Source organism: Streptomyces sp. BK022, from assembly GCF_004217355.1.
Taxonomy (GTDB): Bacteria; Actinomycetota; Actinomycetes; order Streptomycetales; family Streptomycetaceae; genus Streptomyces; species Streptomyces griseoluteus.
The window spans coordinates 20,508-46,191 of record NZ_SHKU01000007.1 but is presented as its reverse complement, the minus strand read 5'-3'; the positions used below and the strand labels follow the sequence as shown (position 1 = coordinate 46,191).

The 25,684-nt window shown below is 71.9% G+C and carries 24 protein-coding genes; 12 read left to right on the top strand and 12 right to left on the bottom strand.

Features of this window, described 5'->3' with window-relative positions:
- Positions 1-93 precede the first annotated feature (93 nt).
- Positions 94-450, top strand: coding sequence for a hypothetical protein (locus tag EV284_RS26750; RefSeq protein ID WP_130338546.1), 357 nt, complete (start codon positions 94-96; stop codon positions 448-450).
- A 73-nt stretch (positions 451-523) separates the two neighbouring features.
- Here EV284_RS26750 and EV284_RS26745 read toward each other — a convergent pair whose 3' ends face one another.
- Positions 524-2,062, bottom strand: coding sequence for an oligopeptide:H+ symporter (locus tag EV284_RS26745; protein ID WP_130338544.1), 1,539 nt, complete (start codon positions 2,060-2,062; stop codon positions 524-526).
- A 493-nt stretch (positions 2,063-2,555) separates the two neighbouring features.
- Here EV284_RS26745 and EV284_RS26740 point away from each other — a divergent pair, with 493 nt between their 5' ends.
- Both EV284_RS26740 and EV284_RS26735 read left to right on the top strand, forming a co-directional pair.
- Positions 2,556-3,233: a response regulator transcription factor gene (locus EV284_RS26740; RefSeq protein ID WP_030814361.1), complete on the top strand. Its 678-nt coding sequence runs from the start codon at positions 2,556-2,558 to the stop codon at positions 3,231-3,233.
- A 51-nt stretch (positions 3,234-3,284) separates the two neighbouring features.
- Entirely contained in the window at positions 3,285-4,550 is a 1,266-nt protein-coding gene (locus EV284_RS26735) for an ATP-binding protein (RefSeq protein ID WP_130338542.1), read from the top strand.
- On the opposite strand, the gene EV284_RS26730 is transcribed toward EV284_RS26735, so the two are convergent.
- A complete protein-coding gene (locus EV284_RS26730) occupies positions 4,547-5,032 on the bottom strand; it encodes a GtrA family protein (protein ID WP_130338540.1) in 486 nt (161 codons plus the stop codon). The genes EV284_RS26735 and EV284_RS26730 overlap by 4 nt on opposite strands.
- A 196-nt stretch (positions 5,033-5,228) precedes the next feature.
- On the opposite strand from EV284_RS26730, the gene EV284_RS26725 reads away from it, so the two are divergent.
- Genes EV284_RS26725 through EV284_RS26715 form a run of 3 tightly spaced genes read left to right on the top strand, consistent with a single transcriptional unit; the run spans position 5,229 to position 8,070 of the window.
- Entirely contained in the window at positions 5,229-6,368 is a 1,140-nt protein-coding gene (locus EV284_RS26725; RefSeq protein ID WP_165425659.1) for a 5-(carboxyamino)imidazole ribonucleotide synthase, read from the top strand.
- The gene (gene purE / locus EV284_RS26720; RefSeq protein WP_130338536.1) at positions 6,365-6,886 is read left to right on the top strand and encodes a 5-(carboxyamino)imidazole ribonucleotide mutase; all 522 of its coding nucleotides are present in this window, start codon (positions 6,365-6,367) and stop codon (positions 6,884-6,886) included. Before EV284_RS26725 ends, purE begins: the two co-directional genes overlap by 4 nt.
- A 5-nt stretch (positions 6,887-6,891) precedes the next feature.
- Positions 6,892-8,070, top strand: coding sequence for a dipeptidase (locus tag EV284_RS26715; protein ID WP_130339300.1), 1,179 nt, complete (start codon positions 6,892-6,894; stop codon positions 8,068-8,070).
- A gap of 46 nt (positions 8,071-8,116) precedes the next feature.
- On the opposite strand, the gene EV284_RS26710 is transcribed toward EV284_RS26715, so the two are convergent.
- Positions 8,117-9,193, bottom strand: a complete 1,077-nt coding sequence (locus EV284_RS26710; RefSeq protein ID WP_130338534.1) for an alkene reductase — start codon at positions 9,191-9,193, stop codon at positions 8,117-8,119.
- A 53-nt stretch (positions 9,194-9,246) separates the two neighbouring features.
- Between EV284_RS26710 and EV284_RS26705 the strand changes: the two genes are divergently transcribed.
- Entirely contained in the window at positions 9,247-9,606 is a 360-nt protein-coding gene (locus tag EV284_RS26705) for a MerR family transcriptional regulator (RefSeq protein ID WP_130338532.1), read from the top strand.
- Between the two features lie 119 nt (positions 9,607-9,725).
- On the opposite strand, the gene EV284_RS26700 is transcribed toward EV284_RS26705, so the two are convergent.
- A complete protein-coding gene (locus EV284_RS26700; protein WP_130338530.1) occupies positions 9,726-10,085 on the bottom strand; it encodes a VOC family protein in 360 nt (119 codons plus the stop codon).
- 82 nt (positions 10,086-10,167) lie between these two features.
- Here EV284_RS26700 and EV284_RS26695 point away from each other — a divergent pair, with 82 nt between their 5' ends.
- Positions 10,168-10,674 (top strand): CGNR zinc finger domain-containing protein, encoded by a 507-nt coding sequence (locus EV284_RS26695; RefSeq protein WP_130338528.1) that lies wholly within the window; start codon positions 10,168-10,170, stop codon positions 10,672-10,674.
- Between the two features lie 114 nt (positions 10,675-10,788).
- On the opposite strand, the gene EV284_RS26690 is transcribed toward EV284_RS26695, so the two are convergent.
- On the bottom strand, positions 10,789-12,132 hold the full coding sequence (locus EV284_RS26690; protein WP_130338526.1) for a UDP-glucose/GDP-mannose dehydrogenase family protein: 1,344 nt from the start codon (positions 12,130-12,132) through the stop codon (positions 10,789-10,791).
- Between the two features lie 179 nt (positions 12,133-12,311).
- Between EV284_RS26690 and EV284_RS26685 the strand changes: the two genes are divergently transcribed.
- Positions 12,312-13,472, top strand: coding sequence for an acyl-CoA dehydrogenase family protein (locus EV284_RS26685; protein ID WP_030814394.1), 1,161 nt, complete (start codon positions 12,312-12,314; stop codon positions 13,470-13,472).
- Positions 13,473-13,533: 61 nt separating this feature from the next.
- On the opposite strand, the gene EV284_RS26680 is transcribed toward EV284_RS26685, so the two are convergent.
- The gene (locus tag EV284_RS26680; protein WP_207229145.1) at positions 13,534-14,808 is read right to left on the bottom strand and encodes an LCP family protein; all 1,275 of its coding nucleotides are present in this window, start codon (positions 14,806-14,808) and stop codon (positions 13,534-13,536) included.
- Positions 14,809-14,927: 119 nt separating this feature from the next.
- Here EV284_RS26680 and EV284_RS26675 point away from each other — a divergent pair, with 119 nt between their 5' ends.
- On the top strand, positions 14,928-15,476 hold the full coding sequence (locus EV284_RS26675; RefSeq protein WP_130338525.1) for an acyl-CoA thioesterase: 549 nt from the start codon (positions 14,928-14,930) through the stop codon (positions 15,474-15,476).
- Positions 15,477-15,766: 290 nt separating this feature from the next.
- On the opposite strand, the gene EV284_RS26670 is transcribed toward EV284_RS26675, so the two are convergent.
- On the bottom strand, positions 15,767-17,140 hold the full coding sequence (locus EV284_RS26670; protein ID WP_165425672.1) for an LCP family protein: 1,374 nt from the start codon (positions 17,138-17,140) through the stop codon (positions 15,767-15,769).
- Between the two features lie 261 nt (positions 17,141-17,401).
- Between EV284_RS26670 and EV284_RS32845 the strand changes: the two genes are divergently transcribed.
- Positions 17,402-17,539: a hypothetical protein gene (locus EV284_RS32845; protein WP_165425656.1), complete on the top strand. Its 138-nt coding sequence runs from the start codon at positions 17,402-17,404 to the stop codon at positions 17,537-17,539.
- 57 nt (positions 17,540-17,596) lie between these two features.
- On the opposite strand, the gene EV284_RS26665 is transcribed toward EV284_RS32845, so the two are convergent.
- The 4 genes from EV284_RS26665 to EV284_RS26650 all read right to left on the bottom strand — a co-directional run bounded on the left by EV284_RS26665 (position 17,597) and on the right by EV284_RS26650 (position 23,323).
- On the bottom strand, positions 17,597-19,195 hold the full coding sequence (locus tag EV284_RS26665; RefSeq protein WP_242625837.1) for an LCP family protein: 1,599 nt from the start codon (positions 19,193-19,195) through the stop codon (positions 17,597-17,599).
- A 113-nt stretch (positions 19,196-19,308) separates the two neighbouring features.
- The gene (locus tag EV284_RS26660) at positions 19,309-21,054 is read right to left on the bottom strand and encodes an LCP family protein (protein ID WP_130338522.1); all 1,746 of its coding nucleotides are present in this window, start codon (positions 21,052-21,054) and stop codon (positions 19,309-19,311) included.
- Between the two features lie 234 nt (positions 21,055-21,288).
- Complete coding sequence (locus EV284_RS26655; protein ID WP_242625836.1) at positions 21,289-22,461, bottom strand: LCP family protein; 1,173 nt, start codon at positions 22,459-22,461, stop codon at positions 21,289-21,291.
- 106 nt (positions 22,462-22,567) lie between these two features.
- On the bottom strand, positions 22,568-23,323 hold the full coding sequence (locus tag EV284_RS26650; RefSeq protein WP_130338520.1) for a TIGR03089 family protein: 756 nt from the start codon (positions 23,321-23,323) through the stop codon (positions 22,568-22,570).
- Between the two features lie 230 nt (positions 23,324-23,553).
- Between EV284_RS26650 and EV284_RS26645 the strand changes: the two genes are divergently transcribed.
- Positions 23,554-24,636 (top strand): NDP-sugar synthase, encoded by a 1,083-nt coding sequence (locus tag EV284_RS26645; protein ID WP_130338519.1) that lies wholly within the window; start codon positions 23,554-23,556, stop codon positions 24,634-24,636.
- Between the two features lie 6 nt (positions 24,637-24,642).
- On the opposite strand, the gene EV284_RS26640 is transcribed toward EV284_RS26645, so the two are convergent.
- On the bottom strand, positions 24,643-25,653 hold the full coding sequence (locus tag EV284_RS26640) for a DNA-3-methyladenine glycosylase (protein ID WP_207229143.1): 1,011 nt from the start codon (positions 25,651-25,653) through the stop codon (positions 24,643-24,645).
- Positions 25,654-25,684: the final 31 nt, after the last annotated feature.

Here is a 25,684-nt window from a genome sequence, read left to right as displayed (position 1 = left end):
GATGACCAGCGGGCACGCACTGTCTGCCGGGGGCGGGCGGGCCGGACCCATCGGCTCTGTTCCCTCGCGTCCGGTGGGGGAACAGAGGAATGAATGATCTGGGGGAAGAGGGTGGCGGGCGGCGCGCTCGCCATCGCGCTCATGAGCGCCGGACTGGGCCTGGGCGCCGCGGGCACGGCGGAAGCGGCAGGGGCCCGCTATAAGTGCAAGGCAGAGGTGCATCTGGACCTCGGCCGGCCGAAAGCGACGTCGACGTGCAAGAAGTCGGCCTCCGGCAAGAAGGTGACCAAGCACCGGGTCAAGCTGGTGTGCGATGTCGTCCGCGGCCGGGGCAACCCGCATGAGATCCCGTGGTACCTGTGGGGCCCCTGGGTGAAGCCGGGCCAGAAGTCCACTGTCATGTGCGGCTTCAGCAGCTTCACGCGCTCCTGGTCCGTCGAGACCAAGTGACGCGGAGACGGAACTGACGAAGGCCGCCGCACCCCCGAGGGTGCGGCGGCCTTCGCCGTGGTGTCCCGCGTGCTCAGTTCACGTCGCCCATGAGCGACTTGACCTTGCGGCGGTACATCCACACCGCGAACCCGGCGAGGGCCGCGAGCAGGGCCTCGCCGAAGACGGCGCCCGTGCTACCGAGGTCCACACCGGCGATCGCCGGGTTGGAGAGCAGGCTGGTGATGGAGTCACCTGCCGTGACCGCGAGGAACCACACGCCCATCATCTGGCTGGCGTACTTGGCCGGGGCCATCTTCGTCGTCACCGACAGGCCCACCGGCGACAGGCACAGCTCGCCGACGGTCTGGATGAAGTAGATGCCGACCAGCCACATCGGGCTCACGGCGGTCCCGTTCGCCGCCATGCCGAGCGGGATCAGGAAGAAGAAGAACGAGACACCGATCAGGATCAGGCCCATCGAGAACTTCACGATGGTGCTGGGCTCCTTGCCCTTGCGGTTCAGCCACACCCACACGAAGGCGAACACCGGGGCCAGCGCCATGATGAACAGCGCGTTCACGGACTGGTACCAGGAGGACGGGAAGTCGAAGCCGAACATCGCGTTCGCGGCCTTGCCCTCGCCGAAGGCCTGCACCGTGGAGGCGCCCTGGTCGTAGATCATCCAGAACACGGCGGCCGCGACGAAGAACCAGATGTAGCCGGTCATCTTGGACTGCTCGAGGGACGAGAGCTCCTTGTCGCGCTTGATGCGCAGCAGCACGCCCGCGGGGATGACCAGACCGATGATCGTCAGCGGGATCATCGCCCAGTTCATGGTGAAGTGACCGGTGCCGCCGACGACGCCGTAGAACACCACCGCGGCCAGCAGCCAGGCGAGGCCCTTGCGCAGCCAGGAGGTCCGCTCCTCGGTGCTGAGCGGCTTCGGGACGAGGTTGCTGACCGGGTTCAGGTGCCGGGTGCCCAGCAGGAAGGACACGAGGCCGATGGCCATGCCGACCGCGGCCAGGCCGAAGCCGAGGTGCCAGTTGACCTCCTGGCCGACGGTGCCGATCACCAGGGGAGCGAAGAACGCGCCCATGTTGATGCCCATGTAGAAGATCGTGAAGCCACCGTCACGGCGCGGGTCGTCCGGGCCGTTGTACAGGTGGCCGACCATCGTGGAGATGTTGGCCTTGAGCAGGCCCGAACCGGCCGCGACCAGCGCGAGACCGGCGAAGAACGGGGCCTGGCCGCCGGGGAGCGCCAGCACGAGGTGGCCGCACATGATCGTGATGGCCGCGATGGCCACCGTCTTGCGCGGGCCCCAGACCCGGTCGCCGAGCCAGCCGCCGGGCATGGCGAGCAGGTACACCATCGCCGAGTAGACGGAGACGATCACCGTGGTGGTGGCCACGTCCATCGCCAGGCCGCCGCCCATACTGCCCTTGCCGGCGCCGGGGCCGCCGGAGAGCAGGTAGACGGTGAGCAGGGCCTTCATGCCGTAGTAGGAGAACCGCTCCCACATCTCGGTCATGAAGAGAGTGGCCAAGCCGCGGGGGTGGCCGAAGAAGGTCTTCTCGCTACCCGGGGTCTCCGGGCGGACCGAGTCCTTCGTCAGGCTGGACGCCATGGTCGTTCCTTGCTGGTCGGGACGCGCGATGGAGCGCTGCGCGCCCGGTGGGGGTGCGGCCGGCACCGGCAGGGTCGGGCGTCCACCCCCACGCCCTGGGGGCTCCCGCATCGAAGGCATCGAAGGCGGAGGACGGCGACCACCGGGATCCACGCTCCTACGCGTCACTGCGTACGGAGCCCGGCCAGAGGTCATTCCTTTCAAGGCTGAGCGGAGTCAGCCCGCACAGAAAGAGAGACCCTCGGCGTCATGTGCCCGCCAAAAGGCCCCCGGTGTGCTACAGGCGTTCAGGTCACCATACGGCAGGACACTGCCGGATATGGAAGGACTTGAGACACGGATCACAGGTATCAAGGGAACCGAGCGACCGTTTCCAAGGTGTCTTCCACCCTCGCATCGCACCGTCATTGGTTTGTACCAGCAGGGTACAAAGGTAAGAGCACTGCTGCCGACCACGCCCCGGCCCCACGCGCGGGCGGTCTACCATCAGCTCATGACCCGTGTACTGCTCGCCGAGGACGACGCGTCCATCTCGGAGCCACTGGCCCGCGCCCTGCGCCGGGAAGGTTACGAGGTCGAGGTGCGCGAGGACGGCCCCAGCGCGCTCGACGCCGGACTCCAGGGCGGGGTCGATCTCGTCGTACTGGACCTGGGGCTGCCCGGTATGGACGGCCTGGAGGTCGCCCGCCGGCTGCGTGCCGACGGCCACACCGTGCCGATCCTCATCCTGACCGCGCGCGCCGACGAGGTGGACACCGTCGTCGGGCTCGACGCGGGCGCCGACGACTACGTCACCAAGCCCTTCCGGCTCGCCGAGCTGCTGGCCCGGGTCCGGGCGCTGCTGCGGCGCGGCTCGGCCGAGCCCCAGCAGCCGCCGGCCACCCACGGTGTGCGGATCGACGTCGAGTCGCACCGGGCCTGGATGGGCGAGGAGGAACTCCAGCTCACGGCCAAGGAGTTCGATCTGCTGCGGGTGCTGGTGCGGGACGCCGGCCGCGTGGTCACGAGGGACCAGCTCATGCGGGAGGTGTGGGACACGACGTGGTGGTCCTCCACCAAGACGCTGGACATGCACATCTCGTGGCTCCGCAAGAAGCTGGGCGACGACGCGGCGAACCCCCGGTACATCGCCACGGTGCGCGGAGTGGGCTTCCGCTTCGAGAAGAGCTGAGGTCCGCCGCCGGGGGAGACTGGTGGTCCTTAGTCTGCCCGGAGGAACCCTGTGCGTCGTCGTCTCATTCAGTCCACGCTCGCCGTCGTGCTGGTGGTGATCGCCGTGTTCGGGGTCTCGCTGGTGATCGTGGAGACGCGGACGATCAGCAACAGCGCGCAGGAGCGGGTGGAGTCCGAGGCGGTGCGGCTGGCCAGCATCGTGGACAGCCGCATCCTCGCCGCCGAGAACGTCAACGCCGACGTGCTGCGCAACCCGGTCAGCAAGACCCAGTACGCGGTGATCCAGATGCCCGGCCGGGCCCCGATCGAGATCGGCAGCAAGCCCGAGGGTGACGTCATCCACTCCACGCAGGCCGGCGAGGAGGGCGAGAGGGTCACCGTGCAGGAGCCCCGCTCCGCCGTGACCCGCGAGGTCGGCCGGACCCTGCTGATCATCGGCCTGGTCGCCCTGCTCGCGGTGATCGCCGCCGTGCTGCTCGCGGTACGCCAGGCCAACCGGCTCGCCTCCCCGCTCACCGACCTCGCCGAGACCGCCGAACGCCTCGGCTCCGGCGACCCCCGCCCCCGGCACAAGCGGTACGGCGTCCCCGAGCTGGACCGGGTCGCCGACGTGCTGGACTCCTCCGCCGAGCGGATCGGCCGCATGCTGACCGCAGAGCGGCGCCTCGCGGCCGACGCCTCGCACCAGCTCCGCACGCCGCTGACCGCGCTGTCCATGCGGCTGGAGGAGATCACCCTCACCGACGACCCGGACACGGTGAAGGAGGAGGCCACCATCGCGCTGGCGCAGGTGGAACGGCTGACCGACGTGGTGGAGCGGCTGCTGACCAACTCGCGCGACCCCCGCACCGGCTCCGCCGTCACCTTCGACCTCGACGAGGTCATCCAGCAGCAGCTCGCCGAGTGGCGCCCCGCCTACCGCAGCGCGGGCCGGGCCATCGTCACCTCGGGCAAGCGGCACCTGACGGCGGTCGGCACGCCCGGCGCGGTCGCGCAGGTGCTGGCCGCGCTGATCGAGAACTCGCTGATGCACGGCGGCGGCACGGTGGCGCTGCGCACCCGCGTCACCGGCAACCAGGCCGTGATCGAGGTCACCGACGAGGGCCCCGGCGTCCCCGCCGACCTCGGCGCGCGGATCTTCGAGCGGACCATCAGCGGCCGCAACTCCACCGGCATCGGCCTCGCCGTCGCCCGCGACCTCGCGGAGGCCGACGGCGGCCGCCTGGAGCTGCTCCAGACGCACCCGCCGGTGTTCGGCCTCTTCCTGTCCCGCACCGCCCCCACCCACAAGGGCGAAGAGGCCACGGTGCGCTAACGCACCCGCTCGGAGCTGTCCGGCTCGTGCCGGGCCACCGGTTCCCGGCCGGGCTCGCCGGGCAGCGCGCGGAACACCCAGGTGCGGTACGACCAGAAGCGGAAGAGGGTGGCCACGCCGATGCCGACGAACTTGAAGACGTTGCTCTGCAGCGGGGTGTCCCAGCCGAACCCGTAGGTGGCGAGGTACAGCACCCCGTTCTCGATGACCAGGCCGATCACGCTGAACACCAGGAACAGCATCAGCTCGCGCGGGCGGCCGCCCCTGTCGCGGTCCCGGTACGTCCAGTAGCGGAAGCCCAGGTAGTTGAAGACGATGGCCACGATGGTGGCGATGATGCTGGCCCGGACCACGGGCAGGTGGGACACGTGCCGGACCAGGTTGAACACACCGAGGTTGACCAGGACCCCGGCTCCTCCGACCGCACCGAACTTGGCCACCTCACGGGCGAGCCGTTGCAGCCCCGAGGAACGACGTTCCATGGCTGTGCAGCTCCCGTCCATAGGTTCTTCTCGGCCCCGCCATGCTATCCACGCGATCCCTCCCATGCCCGCGTGCCGGGCCCCGGCGGGGAAACGGGTCGGCAAGAGGCGGGCAAGGGCCGGGTAAGAGCTGTGCGTCCGGCGGACCGGGACGGCGGCCGTCCGCGCCGGTCCGCGCGGCCGATACGCTAGGGGGGTGACGTTCCCGGTAGTCGGCATGGTCGGCGGGGGGCAGCTCGCGCGTATGACGCACGAGGCGGGCATCCCGTTGGGCATCAGGTTCAAGCTCCTCAGTGACACTCCCCAGGATTCCGCGGCGCAGGTCGTGAGCGAAGTCGTCATCGGCGACTACCGCGACCTCGACACGCTGCGTGAGTTCGCGCGCGGCTGTGACGTGATCACCTTCGATCACGAGCACGTGCCGACCGAGCACCTCAAGGCCCTGGAGGCGGACGGCATCCCCGTCCGGCCGGGACCCGACGCGCTCGTGCACGCCCAGGACAAGGGCGTGATGCGCGCGAAGCTCACGGAGATCGGCGTGCCCTGCCCGCGCCACCGCATCGTGCGCGACCCGGCCGACGTGGCCGCGTTCGCCGCCGAGGGCGAGGGCTTCCCCGTCGTCCTGAAGACGGTGCGCGGCGGTTACGACGGCAAGGGCGTGTGGGTCGTCGACTCCGAGGCCGAGGCCGCCGAGCCCTTCCGGGCGGGCGTGCCGGTGCTGGCCGAGGAGAAGGTCGACTACGTACGCGAGCTGGCCGCCAACGTCGTCCGCTCCCCGCACGGCCAGGCCGTCGCCTACCCGGTGGTGGAGTCCCGGCAGGTCGCCGGCGTCTGCGACACCGTGATCGCGCCCGCGCCGGACCTGGACGAGTCCCTCGCGCTGCGGGCCGAGGAGATGGCGCTGAACATCGCCAAGCAGCTGGGCGTGGTCGGGCACCTCGCGGTCGAGCTGTTCGAGACCCGCGACGGCCGTGTCCTCGTCAACGAGCTGGCGATGCGGCCGCACAACTCCGGCCACTGGTCGATGGACGGCGCGATCACCTCGCAGTTCGCCAACCACGTCCGCGCGGTCCTCGACCTCCCCCTCGGCGACCCGCGCCCGCGCGCGCCCTGGACGGTCATGGTCAACGTGCTGGGCGGCGACTTCCCGGACATGTACTCCGCGTACCTCCACTGCATGGCCCGCGACCCGCAGCTCAAGATCCACATGTATGGCAAGGACGTCAAGCCCGGCCGCAAGGTGGGGCACGTCAACACCTACGGCGACGACCTGGACGACGTGCTGGAGCGCGCCCGTCACGCAGCCGGCTACCTGAGAGGCACGATCACCGAATGAGCCCCGTTGTTGGCATCGTCATGGGGTCGGACTCCGACTGGCCCGTCATGGAGGCCGCCGCCAAGGCCCTCGAGGAGTTCGAGATCCCCTACGAGGTGGACGTCGTCTCCGCGCACCGGATGCCGCGCGAGATGGTGGCGTACGGCGAGCACGCCGCCGACCGGGGGCTGAAGGCCATCATCGCGGGCGCGGGCGGGGCGGCCCACCTGCCCGGCATGCTCGCCTCGGTGACGCCGCTGCCGGTCATCGGCGTGCCGGTGCCGCTGAAGTACCTCGACGGCATGGACTCGCTGCTCTCCATCGTCCAGATGCCGGCCGGTGTGCCCGTGGCCACCGTCTCCGTCGGCGGCGCGCGCAACGCCGGCCTCCTGGCCGCCCGCATGCTCGCCGCGCACGACGAGGACCTGCTCCAGCGGATGCGCGACTTCCAGCAGGACCTCAACGACCAGGCCACCGAGAAGGGCAAGCGGTTGCGCGCCAAGGTCGAGGGCTCGGCCGGCTTCGGATTCGGGAAGTGACGCGCGTGACGTCGCTGGACGAGGCCCGCGCGCTGCTGCGGGAGTTCCCCGTCGTGGACGGGCACAACGACCTGCCGTGGGCACTGCGGGAGCAGGTCGCCTACGACCTGGGCGCGCGGGACATCGCCGATGACCAGGGCGCGCATCTGCACACCGACCTGCCGCGGCTGCGCGAGGGCGGCGTGGGGGCGCAGTACTGGTCCGTGTACGTGCGGTCGGACCTGCCGGACGCGGTGCCGGCCACGCTGGAGCAGATCGACTGTGTGACGCGGCTGATCGAGCGGTACCCGGCGGAGCTGGCGCCCGCGCTGACGGCCGCCGACATGGAGGCGGCCCGCGCCTCCGGGCGGATCGCCTCGCTGATGGGGGCCGAGGGCGGCCACTCCATCGCCAACTCCCTCGGCACGCTGCGGGGGCTGTACGCGCTGGGTGTGCGGTACATGACGCTCACCCACAACGACAACGTGGACTGGGCGGACTCCGCGACCGACGAGCCGAAGGCCGGGGGCCTGACCGCGTTCGGCCGTGAGGTCGTCCGCGAGATGAACCGGCTCGGCATGCTGGTCGACCTCTCCCACGTCGCCGCGACGACGATGCGGGACGCGCTGGACGCCACCTCGGCGCCGGTGATCTTCTCGCACTCCTCCTCGCGTGCCGTCTGCGACCACCCGCGCAACATCCCGGACGACGTGCTGGAGCGGCTGCCCGCCAACGGCGGCGTGGCGATGGTGACCTTCGTGCCGAAGTTCGTCCTCCAGGCCGCCGTGGACTGGACGGCCGCCGCGGACGACAACATGCGCGCGCACGGCCTGCACCACCTCGACACCACCGAGGAGGGCATGAAGGTCCACCGGGAGTTCGAGGAGCGCCACCCGCGTCCGGTCGCCACCGTCGCCACGGTCGCCGACCACCTCGACCACATGCGCGAGGTCGCCGGGATCGACCACCTCGGCATCGGCGGCGACTACGACGGCACCGCCTTCACCCCGGACGGTCTGAACGACGTCTCCGGCTATCCGAACCTGATCGCCGAGCTGCTGGAGCGCGGCTGGTCCAAGCCGGACCTCGCCAAGCTGACCTGGCAGAACGCGGTCCGCGTCCTGGGCGCGGCCGAGGACGTCGCCCGCGAGCAGCGCGCCGCCCGCCCGGCGTCGCACGCGACGATCGAGTCCCTGGACGGTTAGGGCCTGTCTTCCGGATCCCGAGCCGGCCTGATCCGGAAGAAAGACCCTAGCCGTCCGCGAGGGCGGGGTAGTCGGTGTAGCCGTCCGCCCCGCCCACGTACATCAGATACCGCTCGCGGAGCGGGTTGAGCGGGGCGCCCCGGCGCAGCCGGGCCACCAGGTCCGGGTTGGCGATGTAGGGGCGGCCGAGGGCGACGAGATCCGCGCCGGAGGCCAGCATCTCCCGCGCCGCCCGTGCCACCGCCTCGGTGGTGAGGTCGGTCAGCACCGGGTTGCCGATCAGGGTGCCGGGCCAGTCGGCGCGCAGCCGCCGGTACAGCTCGTCGCCGGGGTCGGCGCGGACCACGTGCAGATAGGCGAGGCCCAGGTCGCGCAGGCGGTGCACGAGCGCCGGGTACAGGGCGGCGGTGTCGTCCTCCTGGATGCCGTTGACCGTGCCGCCCGGCGAGATCCGCACGCCCGTCCGCCCGGCACCGATCGCGTCGGCCACCGCCTCGGTCACCTCCACGGTGAAGCGCACCCGCCGCTCGGGCGGGCCGCCGTGGGCGTCGGTGCGGCGGTTGGTGTTCCCGGCGAGGAACTGGTGCAGCAGATGCCCGTTGGCCGAGTGCACCTCCACGCCCTCGAATCCGGCGTCGATCGCCCGCCGGGCGGCGGAGGCGAAGTCCGCGACGGTGGCGCGGATGTCGTCGGGCGTCATCGCGCGCGGCACGGGGGCGGGCAGGTGCCCGCGCCGGGTGAAGATCGTCTCCGGGAGCGGTACGGCCGAGGGCGCCACGGGGGTCAGCCCGGTCGTCGCCGGGTGGCTGACCCGGCCGCCGTGCTGGAGCTGGAGGAACATGTGCCCGCCGGCCGCCCTCACCGCCTCGGTGACCTTGCGCCAGCCGTCGGTGTGCCGGTCGGTGTGCAGCGCGGCGATGTCCGGGTACGTCTGGCCGACCGCGTTCGGGGTCGCGGCCTCGCCGATGATGAGGCCGGCGGAGGCGCGCTGGGCGTAGTACTCCGCCATGAGCGGGGTCGGGGTGCCGTCCGACTCCGCGCGGTTGCGGGTGAGCGGGGCCATCAACAGGTGGTGTGGCAGGGTGAGTTGGCCGAGCCGGGCCGGGGCCAGGAAGTCCGTCATGGCCGTACGGTAGAAGCTGACATTGATGTCAGGTTCAAGCCCGGGGGGCGCGCATGCGGATCGGTGAACTGGCCAGGCGCACCGGCGTGAGCGAGCGGTCGCTGCGCTACTACGAGAGCCGGGGGTTGCTCGCGGCCGAGCGCACGGCCGGCGGCCACCGGGACTTCCCGGAGGCCGCCGTCGACCGCGTGGTCCGCATCCAGGAGCTGTACGCGGCCGGCCTGCACAGCGACCGCATGCGCCACCTCCTGCCCTGTATGCGCGACCAGGACGGCGGCCCCTCCGCCCGGGCCACCCCCCGCCTCCTGGCCGACCTCACCGAGGAACGCACCCGCATGGACCGCCTGATCGCCGACCTCCACCGCACCAGGGACACGCTGGACGAGGTCATCGAGGCGGCCGGGGGAGAGTGACGCCTCTTGCGGCGCGCCGGGGTACCGGAAGGTGACACACGTGAGGTACCGGTTCTCGGTGCCACCAGAGAGGCGCGGCGCCGTCACCCGGTACTACTACGGCCGACCCGCCGGGGGTCTCAGCAGGCGCAGAGGCAGAAGGGGTGGCCCGCCGGGTCGGCGTAGACGCGCCAGGTGCGGGTGGGGGCGTCCGTGTCCAGGGGCTTGGCGCCCAGGGTGAGGACCTGCTTCTCGGCCTCGTCCAGGTCCGGGACCGTGAGGTCGAGGTGGAACTGCTGGGGGGCGTCGGGGGAGGGCCAGGCCGGGGGCACGTGGTCCGGGGCGCGCTGGAAGGCGATGGTCTGGCCGCCGGGGGTGCGCAGGTCCACCCAGTCCGCGTCTCCTTCCGTCGAGCCGCCCAGGATCTCGACGTAGAAACCGGCCAGTGCCTCGGGGTCGGGACAGTCCAGGACGATCGCGCCCAGCTCGGCGAGAGCCATGACTTCCTCCTTGGTTACTAGTAAAGCCCGGTTACCGGTAACGGTTACCCCATGGTCCCGCATGAGGGGTAACGTCGCAAGCATGAGTGAGAGATCGGCCGCGCCGGGCAGCCTCGCCCTGGTGGAGTCCCTGGTGAACACCCTGGACATCGAGAGCGGCCGCGACGCGCTCGACACCGGGGAGGGCCGCGCGGCCCTCGGGATCGGGGAGGGCGAGCTGGACACCGCCCGGGCCCTGCGTGAGTCGCTGCGCGCCGCCCTCCTCGCGCACGCCGGGCACCCGCCGCACGCCCCGGTCACCCCGCTCGGCGAACTGCTCGCCCAGGCCCCGCTGTTGGTCACGGTGGACGACACCGACGGCTCCGCCGCCCTCGCCCCGGCGGACTCCGGCCCGTTGGTCTCCCGTGTCGCCGCCGCCGTCGCCGGTGCGCTGGCCGAGGGCACCTGGCAGCGGCTCAAGGCGTGCGAGGCGCCGACCTGCCACTGGGCGTACTACGACCGCAGTCCCGCCGGCCGGAGCCGCTGGTGCTCGATGCAGGTGTGCGGGGCGCGTGCGAAGATGCGCCGCTACCGGGCCAAGGACAGGTAAGAGACGGGGGGTTGGGCGGTCGCCGCCCGGCCCGGTGGTGCAGAATGCGCACAGACGCCGGTTCGGCCGACTGAGCCTCGGCCGAACCGGCGTCGTACAGGAACAGGGACAGGGTTACGCGGTCGGGCGGCCCATCGCCCGGAACGTCCAGCCCGCCTCGCGCCACGGCACCGGGTCCAGCGCGTTCCGTCCGTCCAGCACGACCCGCGCCGTCGCGACCTCGCCCAGCTCCGCCGGGTCCAGCTCGCGGAACTCCCGCCACTCGGTCAGGTGCAGCACCACGTCCGCTCCCCGCACCGCCTCGCGCGCCGACTCGGCGTAGCCCAGCGTCGGGAACAGCTTGCGGGCGTTGTCCATGCCCTTCGGGTCGTACACCGTGACCTGGCCGCCCTGGAGGTGTATCTGGCCGGCCACGTTCAGCGCGGGGGAGTCCCGGACGTCGTCGGAGTCGGGCTTGAAGGTGGCACCGAGGACGGCGACCCGCTTGCCGAGGAACGAGCTCCCGCCGAGCGCCTCCCGCGCCATCTCCACCATCTCGCCGCGCCGGCGCATGTTGATGGAGTCGATCTCACGGAGGAACGTGAGCGCCTGGTCCGCGCCCAGCTCACCCGCGCGCGCCATGAAGGCCCGGATGTCCTTGGGCAGGCAGCCGCCGCCGAAGCCGATCCCGGCGCGCAGGAACTTCTTCCCGATCCGCTCGTCGTGCCCGATGGCCTCGGCCAGCTTCACCACATCGCCGTCGGCGGCCTCGCACACCTCGGCCATGGCGTTGATGAAGGAGATCTTGGTGGCGAGGAAGGAGTTCGCGGCCGTCTTCACCAGCTCGGCGGTCGGGAAGTCGGTCACCACGAACGGCGTGCCCTCGCCCAGCGGGGTCGCGTACACCTCGCGCAGCAGCTTCTCCGCGCGCTCCCCGCGCACACCGACCACGATCCGGTCCGGGTGCAGGGTGTCCTGGACGGCGAAGCCCTCGCGCAGGAACTCGGGGTTCCAGGCCAGCTCGGCGTCGGCCCCGGCGGGCGCGTGCTCGGCGAGGTAGGCGGCGAGCCGGTCGGCCGAGCCCACCGGCACCGTCGACTTGCCGACCACCAGCGCCGGACGGCGCAGATGGGGGGCGAGGGAGGCGATGGCGGAATCCACGTAACTCATGTCGCAGGCGTACTCGCCGTGCTTCTGCGGGGTGTTCACGCAGACGAAGTGCACGTCGCCGAACTCCGCGACCTCGGCGAAGTCGGTGGTGAAGCGGAGCCGGCCGGTAGAGCCCTCGATGCCCGCGACGTGCGCGCGCAGCAGCTCGTCCAGCCCGGGCTCGTACATCGGGGTCTCGCCCCGCTCCAGCATCGCGATCTTCTCGGGGACCACGTCGAGCCCCAGCACCTCGAAGCCGAGTTCGGCCATGGCCGCGGCGTGCGTGGCGCCGAGATAGCCGGTGCCGATCACGGTGATCTTGAGGCTCATGGATGCTCCAGGCGGGGTACGTCGATGATGCGGCCCCCGAGCATAGTCGTGTCGCGACCGGGGGAAATCTCCCGCTGTCGCCAAGCTCACCTATGCGGGCCGGGAGCGGCGCTCTAAACTTTCAGTTACTTAACGGTAATTAGCGTCAGTATCACAGCGTCTTTGGAGCGTGAGAGACCGTGGCCGGATCGGCTGACTTCGACCTGTACCGCCCGTCCGAGGAGCACGACATGCTCCGGGACGCCGTCCGCTCGCTGGTCGAGGCGAAGATCGCGCCGTTCGCCGCCGCGGTGGACGAGGAGGCCCGATTCCCGCAGGAGGCGCTGGACGCGCTGGTCGCGAACGACCTCCACGCGGTCCACGTCCCCGAGGAGTTCGGCGGCGCCGGCGCCGACGCGCTCGCCACGGTCATCGTGATCGAGGAGGTGGCCCGCGCCTGCGTGTCGTCCTCGCTGATCCCGGCCGTCAACAAGCTCGGCTCCCTCCCGGTGATCCTCTCCGGCTCCACCGAGCTGAAGAAGAAGTACCTGGGCCCGCTGGCCAAGGGCGACGGCATGTTCTCGTACTGCCTCTCCGAGCCGGAGGCGGGCTCGGACGCGGCCGGCATGAAGACCAAGGCCGTGCGCGACGGCGACTTCTGGGTGCTCAACGGCGTCAAGCGCTGGATCACCAACGCGGGCGTCTCCGAGTACTACACCGTGATGGCCGTGACCGATCCCACCAAGCGCTCCAAGGGCATCTCCGCCTTCGTGGTGGAGAAGTCGGACGAGGGCGTGTCCTTCGGCGCCCCGGAGAAGAAGCTCGGCATCAAGGGCTCCCCGACCCGCGAGGTCTACTTCGACAACGTCCGCATCCCCGCCGACCGCATGATCGGCGAGGAGGGCACCGGCTTCGCCACCGCGATGAAGACGCTGGACCACACCCGCATCACCATCGCCGCCCAGGCCCTCGGTGTCGCCCAGGGCGCCCTCGACTACGCCAAGGGCTACGTCCAGGAGCGCAAGCAGTTCGGCAAGCCGATCGCGGACTTCCAGGGCATCCAGTTCATGCTGGCCGACATGGCCATGAAGATCGCCGCCGCCCGCGCCCTGACCTACCAGGCCGCGGCCGCCTCCGAGCGCGTCGACGCCGACCTCACCTTCCAGGGCGCCGCCGCCAAGTGCTTCGCCTCGGACGTGGCGATGGAGGTCACCACCGACGCCGTCCAGCTCCTCGGCGGCTACGGCTACACCCGTGACTACCCGGTCGAGCGCATGATGCGCGACGCCAAGATCACCCAGATCTACGAGGGCACCAACCAGGTCCAGCGGATCGTCATGGCCCGCAACCTGCCCAAGTAGCCGGCGACGGCGAAGGCGCCTCCCCGGCCGAGCGGGGGAGGCGCCTTCGGCGCGTACGGGCTCAGTTGCCCGAGACGGTGACCTTCTCGTCGTTCTTCAGCTCGTCCACCAGCGTCTTCACCTTCGCCTTGTCCCAGACGAGGTTGCCGCCGACGGAGCCGGAGACGGGCATGTTCAGGGACGTGCCGTCGCCGCCGTTGACGCCCTTCATCGCCCAGAACATCGAGGCCAGGTCGAACAGGCCCATGTCCTTGTCGACGCTGAGGGAGTCCAGGCCCGCGCCCATCGTCGGGTAGAACGTGAACGGGTTCAGCACGGTCGACGGGGTCGCCACCTGGTGGGCCAGTGCCGCGAGGAACTTCTGCTGGTTCTTGGTCCGCTCCAGGTCGGAGGCGGCGAAGGCGTGCCGGGTGCGGACGAAGGCGAGGGCCTGCTCGCCGTTGAGGGTCTGCTCGCCCGCCTGGAAGTCGGCGCCGGAGTACTTGTCCTTGAACCCCTTGTCGATCTTGATGTCGACGCCGCCGACCGCGTCCACGATGTTGGCGAAGCCGGCGAAGCCGATCTCCACGTAGTGGTCGATGCGCAGCCCGGTGTTGTACTCCACGGTCCGGGTCAGCAGGGTCGGGCCGTCCTCGGCGTAGGTCGCGTTCAGCTTCGCGTGCCGGCCGGTGGCGGGGTAGACCTTGCCCGAGGTGGAGCCCTTGTAGGAGGGGACCACCACGTCGGAGTCGCGGGGCAGGGATATCAGGGTGTCGCCGCTGGAGCCGACGTGCAGGATCATCACCGAGTCCGTGCGCTGGCCGTCGGCGGACCCCGTGTGGAGTCTCTTCTTGTCCTCGCTCGTCATGCCCTTGCGGCTGTCGGAGCCGACGATGAGGTAGTTGGTGCCCTCGCCCTCCGAGGGTCGGTCGATCACCTGGGACAGGTCGACGTCCCGGTTCAGCTTGGAGTCGGCCCAGAAGTAGGTGGCCACCGAGGTGACGACCAGCACGGCGGCCAGGGTGATCGCGCCCACCTTGATCCGGCGGCCCCAGTTGGGCGCCGGGCGGGGTGCGCGCGTGCCGGCCGGGGCGCCGGGGCCACCGGGGCCGCCACCGCCGTACACCTGGCCGGTGTTGTAACCGCTGTCGTAGCCGTCGTGGCCCTGGCCGTCGACGTACGACGGCTGCCTGGGCACACCGCCGCCGTACTGCGGCGCGGGAGCGCCGGGCGGCGGCGCGGCCGGGCGTCGTACCTGCCGCATCACGCGCGGGCCTTCCGGCTGCGCACCGGCGCTGCCGCGTCCGTAGCGGGGGCCGCGCTCGTCGTCGGACCATCCCTCGGGCCAGTCATTCATGCGCCCCAGTGTGCAGGGTGCCCACGGATGCCTTACAAGGGTTGTCGGAAAATCGGAGCGTCTCTGTTGCGAACCCGACATAAATTCCGCGAAAGCCGCTTCGGCATAAGGTGGGGGACATGACAGACCAGGCGCCCGCCGCTTCTCCGGAGATCCCGGGCAAGCCCACTTCCGCTTCCCGCACCACCCTCAGCCACATCATGACCCACAACGACACCAACCTGCTGGGGACGGTGCACGGTGGTGTGATCATGAAGCTCGTCGACGACGCCGCGGGCGCCGTGGCGGGCCGCCACTCCGGCGGGCCCGCCGTCACCGCGTCCATGGACGAGATGGTCTTCCTGGAGCCGGTGCGCGTCGGCGACCTGGTGCACGTCAAGGCGCAGGTGAACTGGACCGGCCGCACCTCCATGGAGATCGGCGTACGGGTCCTGGCCGAGCGCTGGAACGAGTCCGCGCCCCCCACCCAGGTCGGCTCCGCCTACCTCGTCTTCACCGGCGTCGACGCCGACGGCAAGCCCCGCCAGGTCCCCCCGGTCATCCCCGAGACCGAACGCGACCGCCGCCGCCACCAGGAAGCCCAGATCCGCCGCACCCACCGCCTCGCCCGCCGCCGGGCCATCCGGGAGCTGCGCGAACGCCGCGCGGCGGAGGGCATCACCGACTGAACGCCCGCGCCGAGCGGCGGCCCACCGCGGTGCCGCGTACCGCGCGTCGCTGGTGCGCCACCGAGACCCACGGGTCTCGCTTTCCGCGCCCTGCCGTGAGGGGCGGAGTGCGGCGGTGGGCATGTCGTTGGTACGGACGGCCACCCCACCGGACCATGTGTCCCGCCCGATTCGGACCCGGCGAGGCTCGGGCGGGACGGGCAGCCCTGTCCGACCGTCGCCCCGCCCGAGCCTCGCCGGGTCCGGGAGGGCAGCCGTGCCCACCCCCTACCCGTCCGGGCCGCGCGGCGCTACGCCTCCCCGGAGCACACCACCTCGTCGCCCCGGACCACCGGGGCGTCCGGGGTGGCGATCTGCGGGGGCTTCACCGGGTGGACGGATGTCCAGTCGGCGCCGGCCGTCACGCGGAGGACGGGGCCGAGGCCGGGGGTCGGGTGGAGTTCGCTGCCGGGCAGGGCGACGGCGAGGGAGCGGGCGGAGCGGTCCCAGCGGGGGTCGTAGGAGATGACCGTGCGGGCGACGGGGTGCGCGGCGGTCACCGGCCGGTGAGTGGTGGCGAAGCCGGTCGCGGCGAGGGCCGCGTCCACCTTGCGGCCGAGCCCCGCCGTGCCGGTACCGTTCTCCACCCGGACCCGGACCGTGTGCGGGTCGACCTCGACGGTCGTGGCCGCCGGGGCCTTCGCCGCCGGGTGGGCGCCGAGCGGCTTGTCGTCGCGCAGGTCGGCGAAGAGCCGCTCGGACTTGACCGGGTCCCACTTCAGGGTCGAGCCGATGCCCTTCACGGCGTACCCCATCTGTCCGATGGGCACGGTGGTGAACTCCGAGGACGAGGGCGAGAAGTTCCGCATGGCCCGGCCGAGGTCGAGCAGCTCGTCGGTGCCGAACCCGTTGTCCGCCCGCACCGAGCCGAGCACCGCCCGCGTCACGTCCCGGAACCGCATGGGGTTGAACAGCACCCCCGAGGACGTGGCCCGCTCGATCAGCGCCGCCATGAACCGCTGCTGGCGCTGCATCCGCCCCAGGTCGCTCGCCCCGTCCACATGCCGGGCGCGGACGTACTGGAGCGCCTGCCCGCCGCCCAGGGTGTGCGGGCCGGGCGCGAGGTCGAGTCCGGTGTAGGAGTCCTTCAGCGGGGTCGGGGTGCAGATCTTCACCCCGCCGAGCACGTCCACCGTCTTCATGAAGCTGGCGAAGTCGACCTCCAGATAGTGGTCGACCTTCACATGCGTCATCGCCTCCACCGTGCGCACGGTGAGCTGCGGCCCGCCCTCGGCGTACGCCGCGTTCAGCTTCGTCGGGTGCGCGTGGTGCCGCTCACCGGTGGTCTGGTCGACGTGCTCGGGCACCTCGGTGTAGGAGTCCCGCGGCAGGCTCACCACACTGGCCCGCTCCCGGTCCTCCGAGATGTGCACGATCATCACCGTGTCGGTGCAGTGGCAGGGAGCGCCACCCAGCCGGTACGCGCGCCGCTCCGCCTCGGTGATCTTGTCCCGGCCGTCGGTGCCGACCAGCAGCACGTTCGTGCCGTGGCCCGCGCGGGGCCGGTTCTTCATGTCCTTGAAGGCGTCGACGCGGGCGATGCCGGAGGCCAGGCCGGTGACCACCGCGTGGCCGATCCCGGCCGAGGCGAGCACCGCCACCGACAGCGCGGTCACCGCCCGCACCGGCCAGCGGGGCCGCCGCCTGCGGACGAGCGGCGCCCGCCGCACCCTGCCTGCCGGCCGCGGCCTGCGCGGCGGCCTGGGAGCGCCGCTCGCACCCCGGACGGAGGGGGCGGGGGGCCGAGGCGGTCTGGGCAAGGGACACCTCCGGGATGCGGCCGTACGTGGGAATGTGATCACCGTAGGCCGATACGATCTCCAGCCCGCGTCGCGGCCGCGGCGGCGCGCAACGGTGTCCCCCGTTCGCGGTAACGCGAGTCCCTGGTGCGCGCCGAGCCCGACGTGCGGTATCCCGCCGTGTCCGTGATCATGCCCCTGCTCGACGAGCAGGGGCATCTGCGCGGCGCCGTCCGGGCGCTCCTCGCGTCCCGCCGCCCGGCGGTGCTCGAACCCTGGTGGTGACGGCGTGGAAGGGCCCCTCCCGGCTGCCGGGAGGGGCCCTTCCACGCCGCCGGCCGGCTACCAGCGGTACGGCTTGTACACGTCCATGCAGGACTTGTCGTCCGAGCCGTTGATGGCGTCCGTGCCGGTGGGCAGGTCGCCGGCCTTCGGGGCGGCCTTCTCGGGGTAGGTGTCGCCGGTGCGCCAGTCCGCGCCGACCACGACGGTCACACCGGAGACGTCGGTGGAACGTTCCACCTGCTTCACCGGGATGCCCAGCGCCTTGGCCACCGCCTGGGCGTCGCCCTCCAGGTCGGCGCTCGGGTAGCGCACCACCGTCTCGTCGGCGGCCGGCGCCGCCGTGGTGTCCGCCTGGGCCTGGCCGTACCCCTTGGCCACCAGGGCGCTCGCCACCGCCCGGGCGCGGCCGCTGACCGGGGCGAGGGTGTCGCTGCGGGTGCCGTTCCGCACCTGCACCCCGAGCCGCTCGGGGGCGGCGGAGGCCGCCTTGACGGGCTCGGCGTCCGCGACCGTCTTCTTGGCCGGCTTGCCGTTCTTGTCCAGGGAGACGTCCTCGCGGAGCATCTGCCACAGCTTGTCGGCGCCGCCCTGGGCGGGAAGCACATGCGAACTGTTCCGCGGGTCCTCGATGTTCGGCATCGTCACCGAGGTGATCCGGTTGGTCGGCACCGCCTTCAGCTCCATACCGAGGTCGTACAGCTTCTTGACGCTGCTGATCTCGTCGGAGACGGTCAGGGACTTGGTGGCCGCCTCGGCGAGGTCCATCAGCCGGCCGCTGTCGGTGAAGACGTTCTGGCCCTTGAGGGTGCGGATCATCGAGTTCAGGTACATGTGCTGGGCGCGGGCGCGCATCACGTCACTGCCCCAGGCGTGCCGGGTGCGCAGCCACTGCAGGGCCTGCTCACCCTTGACCTTGTGCGTCCCCGCCGTCATCTTCAGGCCGGAACCGCCGCGCTGGGCGGCGGTGGAGCGGTCCCAGACGTTCTGGTTGACGCAGACGTCGACCCCGCGGATCGCGTCCGCCATGCGCACCACCCCGGCGAAGTCGATCGTCATCCAGTGGTCGATGTAGACCCCGGTGAGGTTCTCCCAGGTCGCCAGCGTGCAGCCGGCGCCGCCCCGCGCGAGCGTGGTGTTGATGATGTCGTTGGTCGCCGGGTAGACCCTTCCGGTCTTGGCGTCCTTGCACTCGGGGATGTCCACGCGGGTGTCGCGGGGGATGCTCACCATGGCGGCGCTCTTGCGGTCCGCGGAGACATGGATCAGCATCTGGACGTCACCGAGGGGCGGGTTGTCGCGGTTGTCCTTGCTGCCGCCGAGCTTGACGTTCTCCGCGGAGGCGCGGCTGTCCGAGCCGATCAGCAGGATGTTCAGCGGGGTCTGGCCGTTCGCGTTGGGCCGGGTGCGCTCGGCCCGCGAGTCGTCGCTGCCGGTGCGCGCGCCTCGTTGGATGTTCCCGTTGAGGTGTTGGTAGTACAGGTATCCGGCGCCGGCCGTGCCGAGTATCAGCAGCGCCAGCACACTCGCCGACCAGCGCAGCGCGCGCCGCCCGCCCCGCTTTCCGGCGCGGCCCCGGCCTCTGCCGCCGCCCCGGCCGGAGCCTTGGTCGCGCGGGCCCCCGGCCCTCGGCGCGCGCTCTCTGGTGTCCTGCGCCACCGAACCCCTCCCCCGAACCCGACTTTGCGACAACTCCCCGTCCTTCCACCACACACGCAGCAAACGGGCCCGTCCCGCGCCGAGTTAGACGCACGACGGGCCCATTGGGTTACCTAGGAGGCGCACTCCACCTTGTCCGCGGTGGACTTCTCACCCACGTCGGGTGCCTTCGCCGGAGCCGTGAGCGAGACGCCCGCGCCCTTGAAGTCCTTGCCCAGCGTCAGGCTCATCGCGGGCAGGCCCTGCGCGTTCTCCACGCTCCTGCCCGGCTTCAGAGCCGACCCCGGCAGCCCCATGAGGGCCGCCAGTTCACGCGCCTGCGGTGCCTGGTCGGGGGCGTACTCCAGCGTCGTCTTCTTCAACTCGGCGGGGGCGTTGCCCGCGTTCTCCGACTTGAGGATGCTCTTCTCGGTCTGCATCCAGTTCACGACCTCCTGCGCGGCGCCGTCGGTCGCGCCGCCGTTCATGATGCGCACCCGCACGTCGGAGGGGGCCGACCTGGTGCCCTTGAGCCGGGCGGCCTGGGCGTCCTTGGCGGCCTTCTCCTTCTTCTTGACGTCGGTGAAGGAGACGTCGTTGTTGATGGCGTCGAAGATCTCCGGGCCGGCGGTCCGGTTGACCACGACCGTCGCGTGCACCTTCTCCGCCGGGTTGTCGATCACCGGCACCGTGAGGAAGGTGATGTTCTTCGGCGGCACCTTCTTCATCTCCAGCGCGATGTCCTTGAGCGTGCTCACGGACTTGATGCCCTGGTCGACGGTGAGCGCCTTGGTCGCTGCCTCGGCGAGGTCCAGCAGCTTGCCGGGGTTGGTCAGGGTGTCGCTGGAGGACATGTCCCGCATCAGCGAACCCATGAACTGCTGCTGCACCTTGATCCGGTCCAGGTCGCCCTGGTTGCCCCAGGCGTGCCGGGTACGGACGAACGCCAGCGCCTGCTCGCCCTCGATCTTGGACTCGCCGGCGGGCAGCCGCAGGTGGGAGTCCTTGTCGTTCACCGGGTGCTTCAGGCAGACCTTGACGCCGCCGACCGCCGAGGTCAGCGTCTTGACCGCGTTGAAGTCGACCATCATGAAGTGGTCCGGCGTGATGCCCGTGACCGCCTTCACCGTGCGCATCGTGCAGCCCGCGTCCCGGCCCTCCTGGCCGAGGCTGGTGTTGAAGCGGACCTGGCTGGAGCCGGGGATGACCTTCTTGCTGCCGTCCGGCTGGATGGTCTCGCAGTCCGGCACGTCCACGATCATGTCGCGGGGGATGCTCAGCGCCGTCGCGTTGGTCCGGTCCTTGGCGACGTGCAGCAGGATGTTGGTGTCCGCGTGGCCGACGCTGTTCTTGTCGCCGTAGCCCTCGTTGCCGGCGCCGGTGCGCTTGTCGGTGCCGATGATGAGGATGTTGAAGGCGTCGTCCTTGCTGAAGCCCTGCTTCGCCGCGCTGCCGACGTCGGTCGCGGAGACGTTGCCCTCGAGGTGCTTGAGGTAGAGGTAGCCCGCCGAGCCCGTGGCGACCAGCACCAGGGCCAGACCGCCGCCGGTCCAGGCCACGATCTTCTTGGTCTTCGACTTCTTCTTCACCGGGCGCCGGTTGCGCCGCCCCGGAGGCGGCTCCGGCTCGGCCCCCCTGCGGCGGCGCGGCTGCGGCACCTCGGCGCCGCGCTCCGGAGCCTCCCGTACCGCCGCGCCGCCCCGGCCGCGCTCGGCCTCGGGATCAGCGGGACGGCCGCGCCGGGAGGCCCGCGGTCCGGGAACAGGTGACTGCGGTGCGGAATTGCCCAGTCGCAGTTCGTATTCGCCGGTGTTCGGATTGAGTACCCACTGGTCTGCGGGGTCGATGTTCTCCGCCCGCCCACGGCTTTGCGCGTCCACGGTTGTCCGAATCCTCCGTCGGGGCCACGCGGCGCCTTCCCCCTCGTAGGCGCTCGGGTCTCGGTGAAACGGTGCGCGGTCGGAGGACGGACCTCACGGGCCGGGGTGCACCGGGTCGCTCACACTATCCGCCCAGTTCAGGGTCGAGCGACGCCGGTGACGAATTCCACGTTCCTAGAAGTGGGCAATCCCGCTCATTCCTCTGAACAAAAGTTCGCCGATTTGGTGTGGGGATTACTCACACGTGTGCGCGGCGGCTGTGCTGCCCCGGTAGGTGGGGGTGGCCGAAGGGGAGTTTCCGGCGTTGTCGCCGGGTGCTTTACCGCCGGTATCCGGTGAAGTGTCCGCCACCTCGACGGGCCGGTCCGCGCGCAGCCGGGCGAACAGTTCCCCGGCCTCGGGCTGCACGAGTTGGTCACGGTCGGAGTCGTATACATACGCCTCGCGCGGAGCGGTGAGGAATCGCATCTGTTCGGTGGGGATGTCACGCACTCCCCGGACCAACCGGTACAAACCCCGCAGACTGGCCAGCTCGGGGTCGGTGGTGAGCGCCGAGGTGGCCGCGTCCAGCACCGGATAGAGCTTCACCGGGTTCAGCAGGACGCCGTCGCCGCGCACCTTCTCCACCAGCGCGCCGAGAAACCGCTGCTGGCGGTCCATCCGGTCGGTGTCGCTGCCGTCCCCGAGCGTCTTGCGGGCCCGTACGTAGCCGAGCGCCTGCTCGCCGTCGAGGGTGACCCGTCCCGCGGGCAGCTTCAGCCCGGCCGCCTTGTCGTCGACGGGCTCGCGCAGGCACACCGGCACCCCGTCGACGGCGTCCACCATCTGCTGGAACCCGCTGAAGTCGACGACCACGTGGTGATCGACCCGGATGCCGGTCAGCTCCTCGACGGTACGGATGGTGCAGGCCGAACCGCCCACCTGGAAGGCCGTGTTGAGCATGGCGAACGACGGTTGGGTCCGCCCGCCCGCGGTGCGCGGGCAGGCCGGGACGCGCACCATCAGGTCGCGGGGGAGCGATACGGCGGTGGCGCTGCGCCGGTCGGCCGCCAGGTGGAGCAGGATCGTGGTGTCCGAGCGCTCCGTGCCCGTATCCCGCCCGTACCGCCCGTTGCCGTCCCCGGCGCGGCTGTCGGTGCCGATCAGCAGGATGTTCTGGGCCCCCGACACCAGCGCGGTGGGCCGCTCCTTGTCATAGCGGGCCAGCTCGCGCGCGGCCGCCTCGTCGGGGGTGATGTTGTCGCTGAGCCGGGCGTACAGCGCCCAGCCGGCCCCGCCCGCCGTCAGGAGCAGGACGGCCGTGCCGAGCGCGCCGCCCCTCAGCCACCGCCGCCGGCGCCGCAGCTCGAGCCCGTCCCCGGTGGCCGAGGCGCCGGGCACGGCAGGGTCGTCCGCGCTCTCGGGCACGGCGGCACCACCCCTCGCGGTCGTCCGGGCGTCACGTCCTGCTCCTACGACCATGGCCGCGCGGGCGGCTCCGGGCCGCCCTTTGCTGGGCCGAACGGGACACTCCCTAGTGCCGGGAGGCCGTCACCCGCTCGGCGTCGATGCGCTGCGCCAGCGCGTCGGCGGGCAGCTTGTCGAGGTTGCGGCACAGCACCACCGAGCCCCCGGCGGCCAGCGGCGCGTACAGCCCCGCGCTCAGCCCGGCCCAGGTGTCGTACGGCAGCCCCGACAGCAGCCGGGAGCCCGGCCCGGTCAGGTCCAGGCCGGGTGCGTCGGCGAGCGCCCGCTCCACCACCTCGGCCCCGGTGAACTCGGCCCCGGCCACGATCAGCGCGGCCTCCTCCGGGTCCACCGGCGCGAAGGGGGCGAACCGGTCACCCTGGCCCGGCACTTCGGCGGCGTAGTCCATGAAGCCCTCCGGCACCTGCGGGAACCGCCCGCCCAGCGGACGCAGCGCCAGCGCGACCCGCTCGCCCCGGCAGGCCCGCGCCTGAGGAAGGGTGTCCGGCCCGCTCACCACCACGTCCGCCGAGGCCGGGTCCCCGGAGACATCGGCCACCGCGCCCACCGACGAGCACGCCAGCAGCCACACGGCCGTCTGCCAGTGCGCGGGCAGCAGCAGCGCGACCCGGTCGCCGGGGGCCACGGACAGCTCGCCCTGGAGCAGATTGGCGGTCTTGGCCACCCAGTTGGCGAAGGTGGCGACGGACAGCTCGACGCGTTCGCCCGTGGCGTCGTCGTAGAAGGTCACCAGGGGGCGTCCGGCGTCCGCGGCGAGCGCGGAACGCAGCAGGCCGGCTGGGGTGCGATCGGTGGCGTTCATCCGCGCAAGGGTACGCGGGCGGGGCCGCGCCCGACGGCCGCTCAGGGCCGCCGCCCGCGCCGGGCGTCGGGCGGGCACTCGCCCGTGCGGACGCGTACGGCCGGGGGACGGCGCCCGCCGATCCGCCCGACACCGCGCGGCCATCGACGGCCGGCCCCGCACCGTCTGCCTACACTGGCCGGCCGAAAACGAGACGTTCCGCCGGTCCCGGCAGGAAGCGGAGACGACAGGTGACAGAAGCGATCCTCCTGGTCGGCGGCAAGGGCACGCGGCTGCGGCCGCTCACGGTGCACACGCCCAAGCCCATGGTCCCGGCGGCCGGGGTGCCGTTCCTCACGCACCAGCTGGCGAGAGCGAGAGCCGCGGGCGTGGACCACATCGTCCTCGCCACCAGCTACCTCGCCGAGGTCTTCGAACCCCACTTCGGCGACGGCTCCGCCCTGGGCCTCCACCTGGAGTACGTCACCGAGAAGGAGCCGCTCGGCACCGGCGGCGCCCTCCGCAACGTCGCCGCACGGCTGCGCTCCGGCCCGGACGAGTCCGTCCTGGTCTTCAACGGCGACATCCTCACCGGCCTCGACATCCGGGCCCTGGTCGACACCCACGAGTCCAGCGGCGCCGACGTCTCCCTGCACCTGACCAAGGTCACCGACCCCCGCGCCTACGGACTGGTCCCGACCGACGACACCGGCCGCGTGCTGGCCTTCCTGGAGAAGCCGCAGACGCCGGAGGAGATCGTCACCGACCAGATCAACGCGGGCGCCTACGTCTTCCGCCGCTCCGTCATCGACACCATCCCCGCCGGGCGCCCGGTCTCCGTGGAACGCGAGACCTTCCCCGGCCTGCTGGCCGCGGGGGCCCACCTCCAGGGCATGGTCGACTCCACCTACTGGCTGGACCTCGGCACCCCGGCCGCCTTCGTCCGGGGCTCCGCCGACCTCGTCATGGGCCGCGCCCCCTCGCCCGCCGTGCCCGGCCGGCGGGGGGACCGGCTGATCCTGCCCACGGCCAGGGTCGCGCCGGACGCCAAGCTGACCGGGGGCACGGTGGTGGGCGAGGGCGCGTTCGTCGCCGAGGGGGCGCGGGTGTGCGGCTCCACGATCCTGCCGGGCGCGGTCATCGAGCCGGGTGCGGTCGTCACCGACTCCCTCATCGGCAGCCGGGCCCGCGTCGGCGAACGGTCGGTCCTGTCAGGGGCGGTGATCGGGGACGGCGCCGTGGTCGGAGCCGACAACGAGCTGCGGGACGGGGTCCGGGTGTGGTGCGACGCGCGCATCCCGGCCGGGGCGGTCAGGTTCTCGTCCGACCAGTGACCCGCCTCACCACTTCCCGATGTCCGTCTTCCGCATCTTGGGGTGCCGGCGCGGCGGTGCGTAGCCGCTGAGCAGGACATAGCGGGCGGCCCGGTGACGCTGCCCCTCGGGGGCGTACGGCTCCAGCAGGCGCAGCATCTCCGCGTCGTCCGCGTCCCGGTTCCCGGCCAGCGCCCAGCCGACGATGCGGGGCAGGTGCAGGTCGCCCGTGGTCACCGCGTCCGGCGCGCCATGGCTGCGCTGCACCACCTCGGCCGAGGTCCACGGGCCGATGCCGGGGACGACCTCCAGCCGGGCCCGCGCCTCGGCCGGGGTCATCCCCACCGCCTGCTCCAGCCGCGCGGCCACCCGGACGGCCCGCAGGATGGTGGAGGCCCGCTTGTCGTCCACGCCCGCCCGGTGCCACTCCCACGAGGGGATCAGCGCCCAGGTCCGGGGCGCGGGCATCACCCACATCGGGCGCTCACCGGTACCGGCCGGGCCGGGTGCGGGCTCCCCGAACCAGCTCACCAGCCGCCGCCAGGCCCGGTACGCCTCGTCGGCGGTGACCTTCTGCTCCAGCACCGAGGGGATCAGCGACTCCAGCACCAGCCCGGTCCGGGTCAGCCGCAGTCCGGGGCGCCGGTGCCGGGCGAGGGCGACCAGCCGGTGCCGGGGCTCGAAGGCGTCGGGCTCGTCGGATGCGCCCAGCAGTTCGGGCAGCCGGTCCAGTAGCCAGTCGGCGCCGGGCCCCCACGCCTCGCCGCGCACCTCGCCGCCGCACGTGGACACGCGCAGCGTGCCGGGTCCGGCGGGGGTACGGGTGGCCCGCCACACCGAGCCGTCGCGCGCCGCCCGGAACGTCGGGTCACCGCCCCCGCGCCGCAGCGGCCCGAGCACCAGACCGAGGTCGTACGGCCCCGGGGGCACCCACGTCCGCGTCCGGGGCCCGGCCGCCTGCCGGGGCACCACGGACGCCGGAGCCGCCGCGCGCACGGTCGCGTGCGACGGGGGCCGGGGGGCGAAACGTCCTGCCACGGGGAGAGGTCCTCAGGGTGCGGATGGGGCG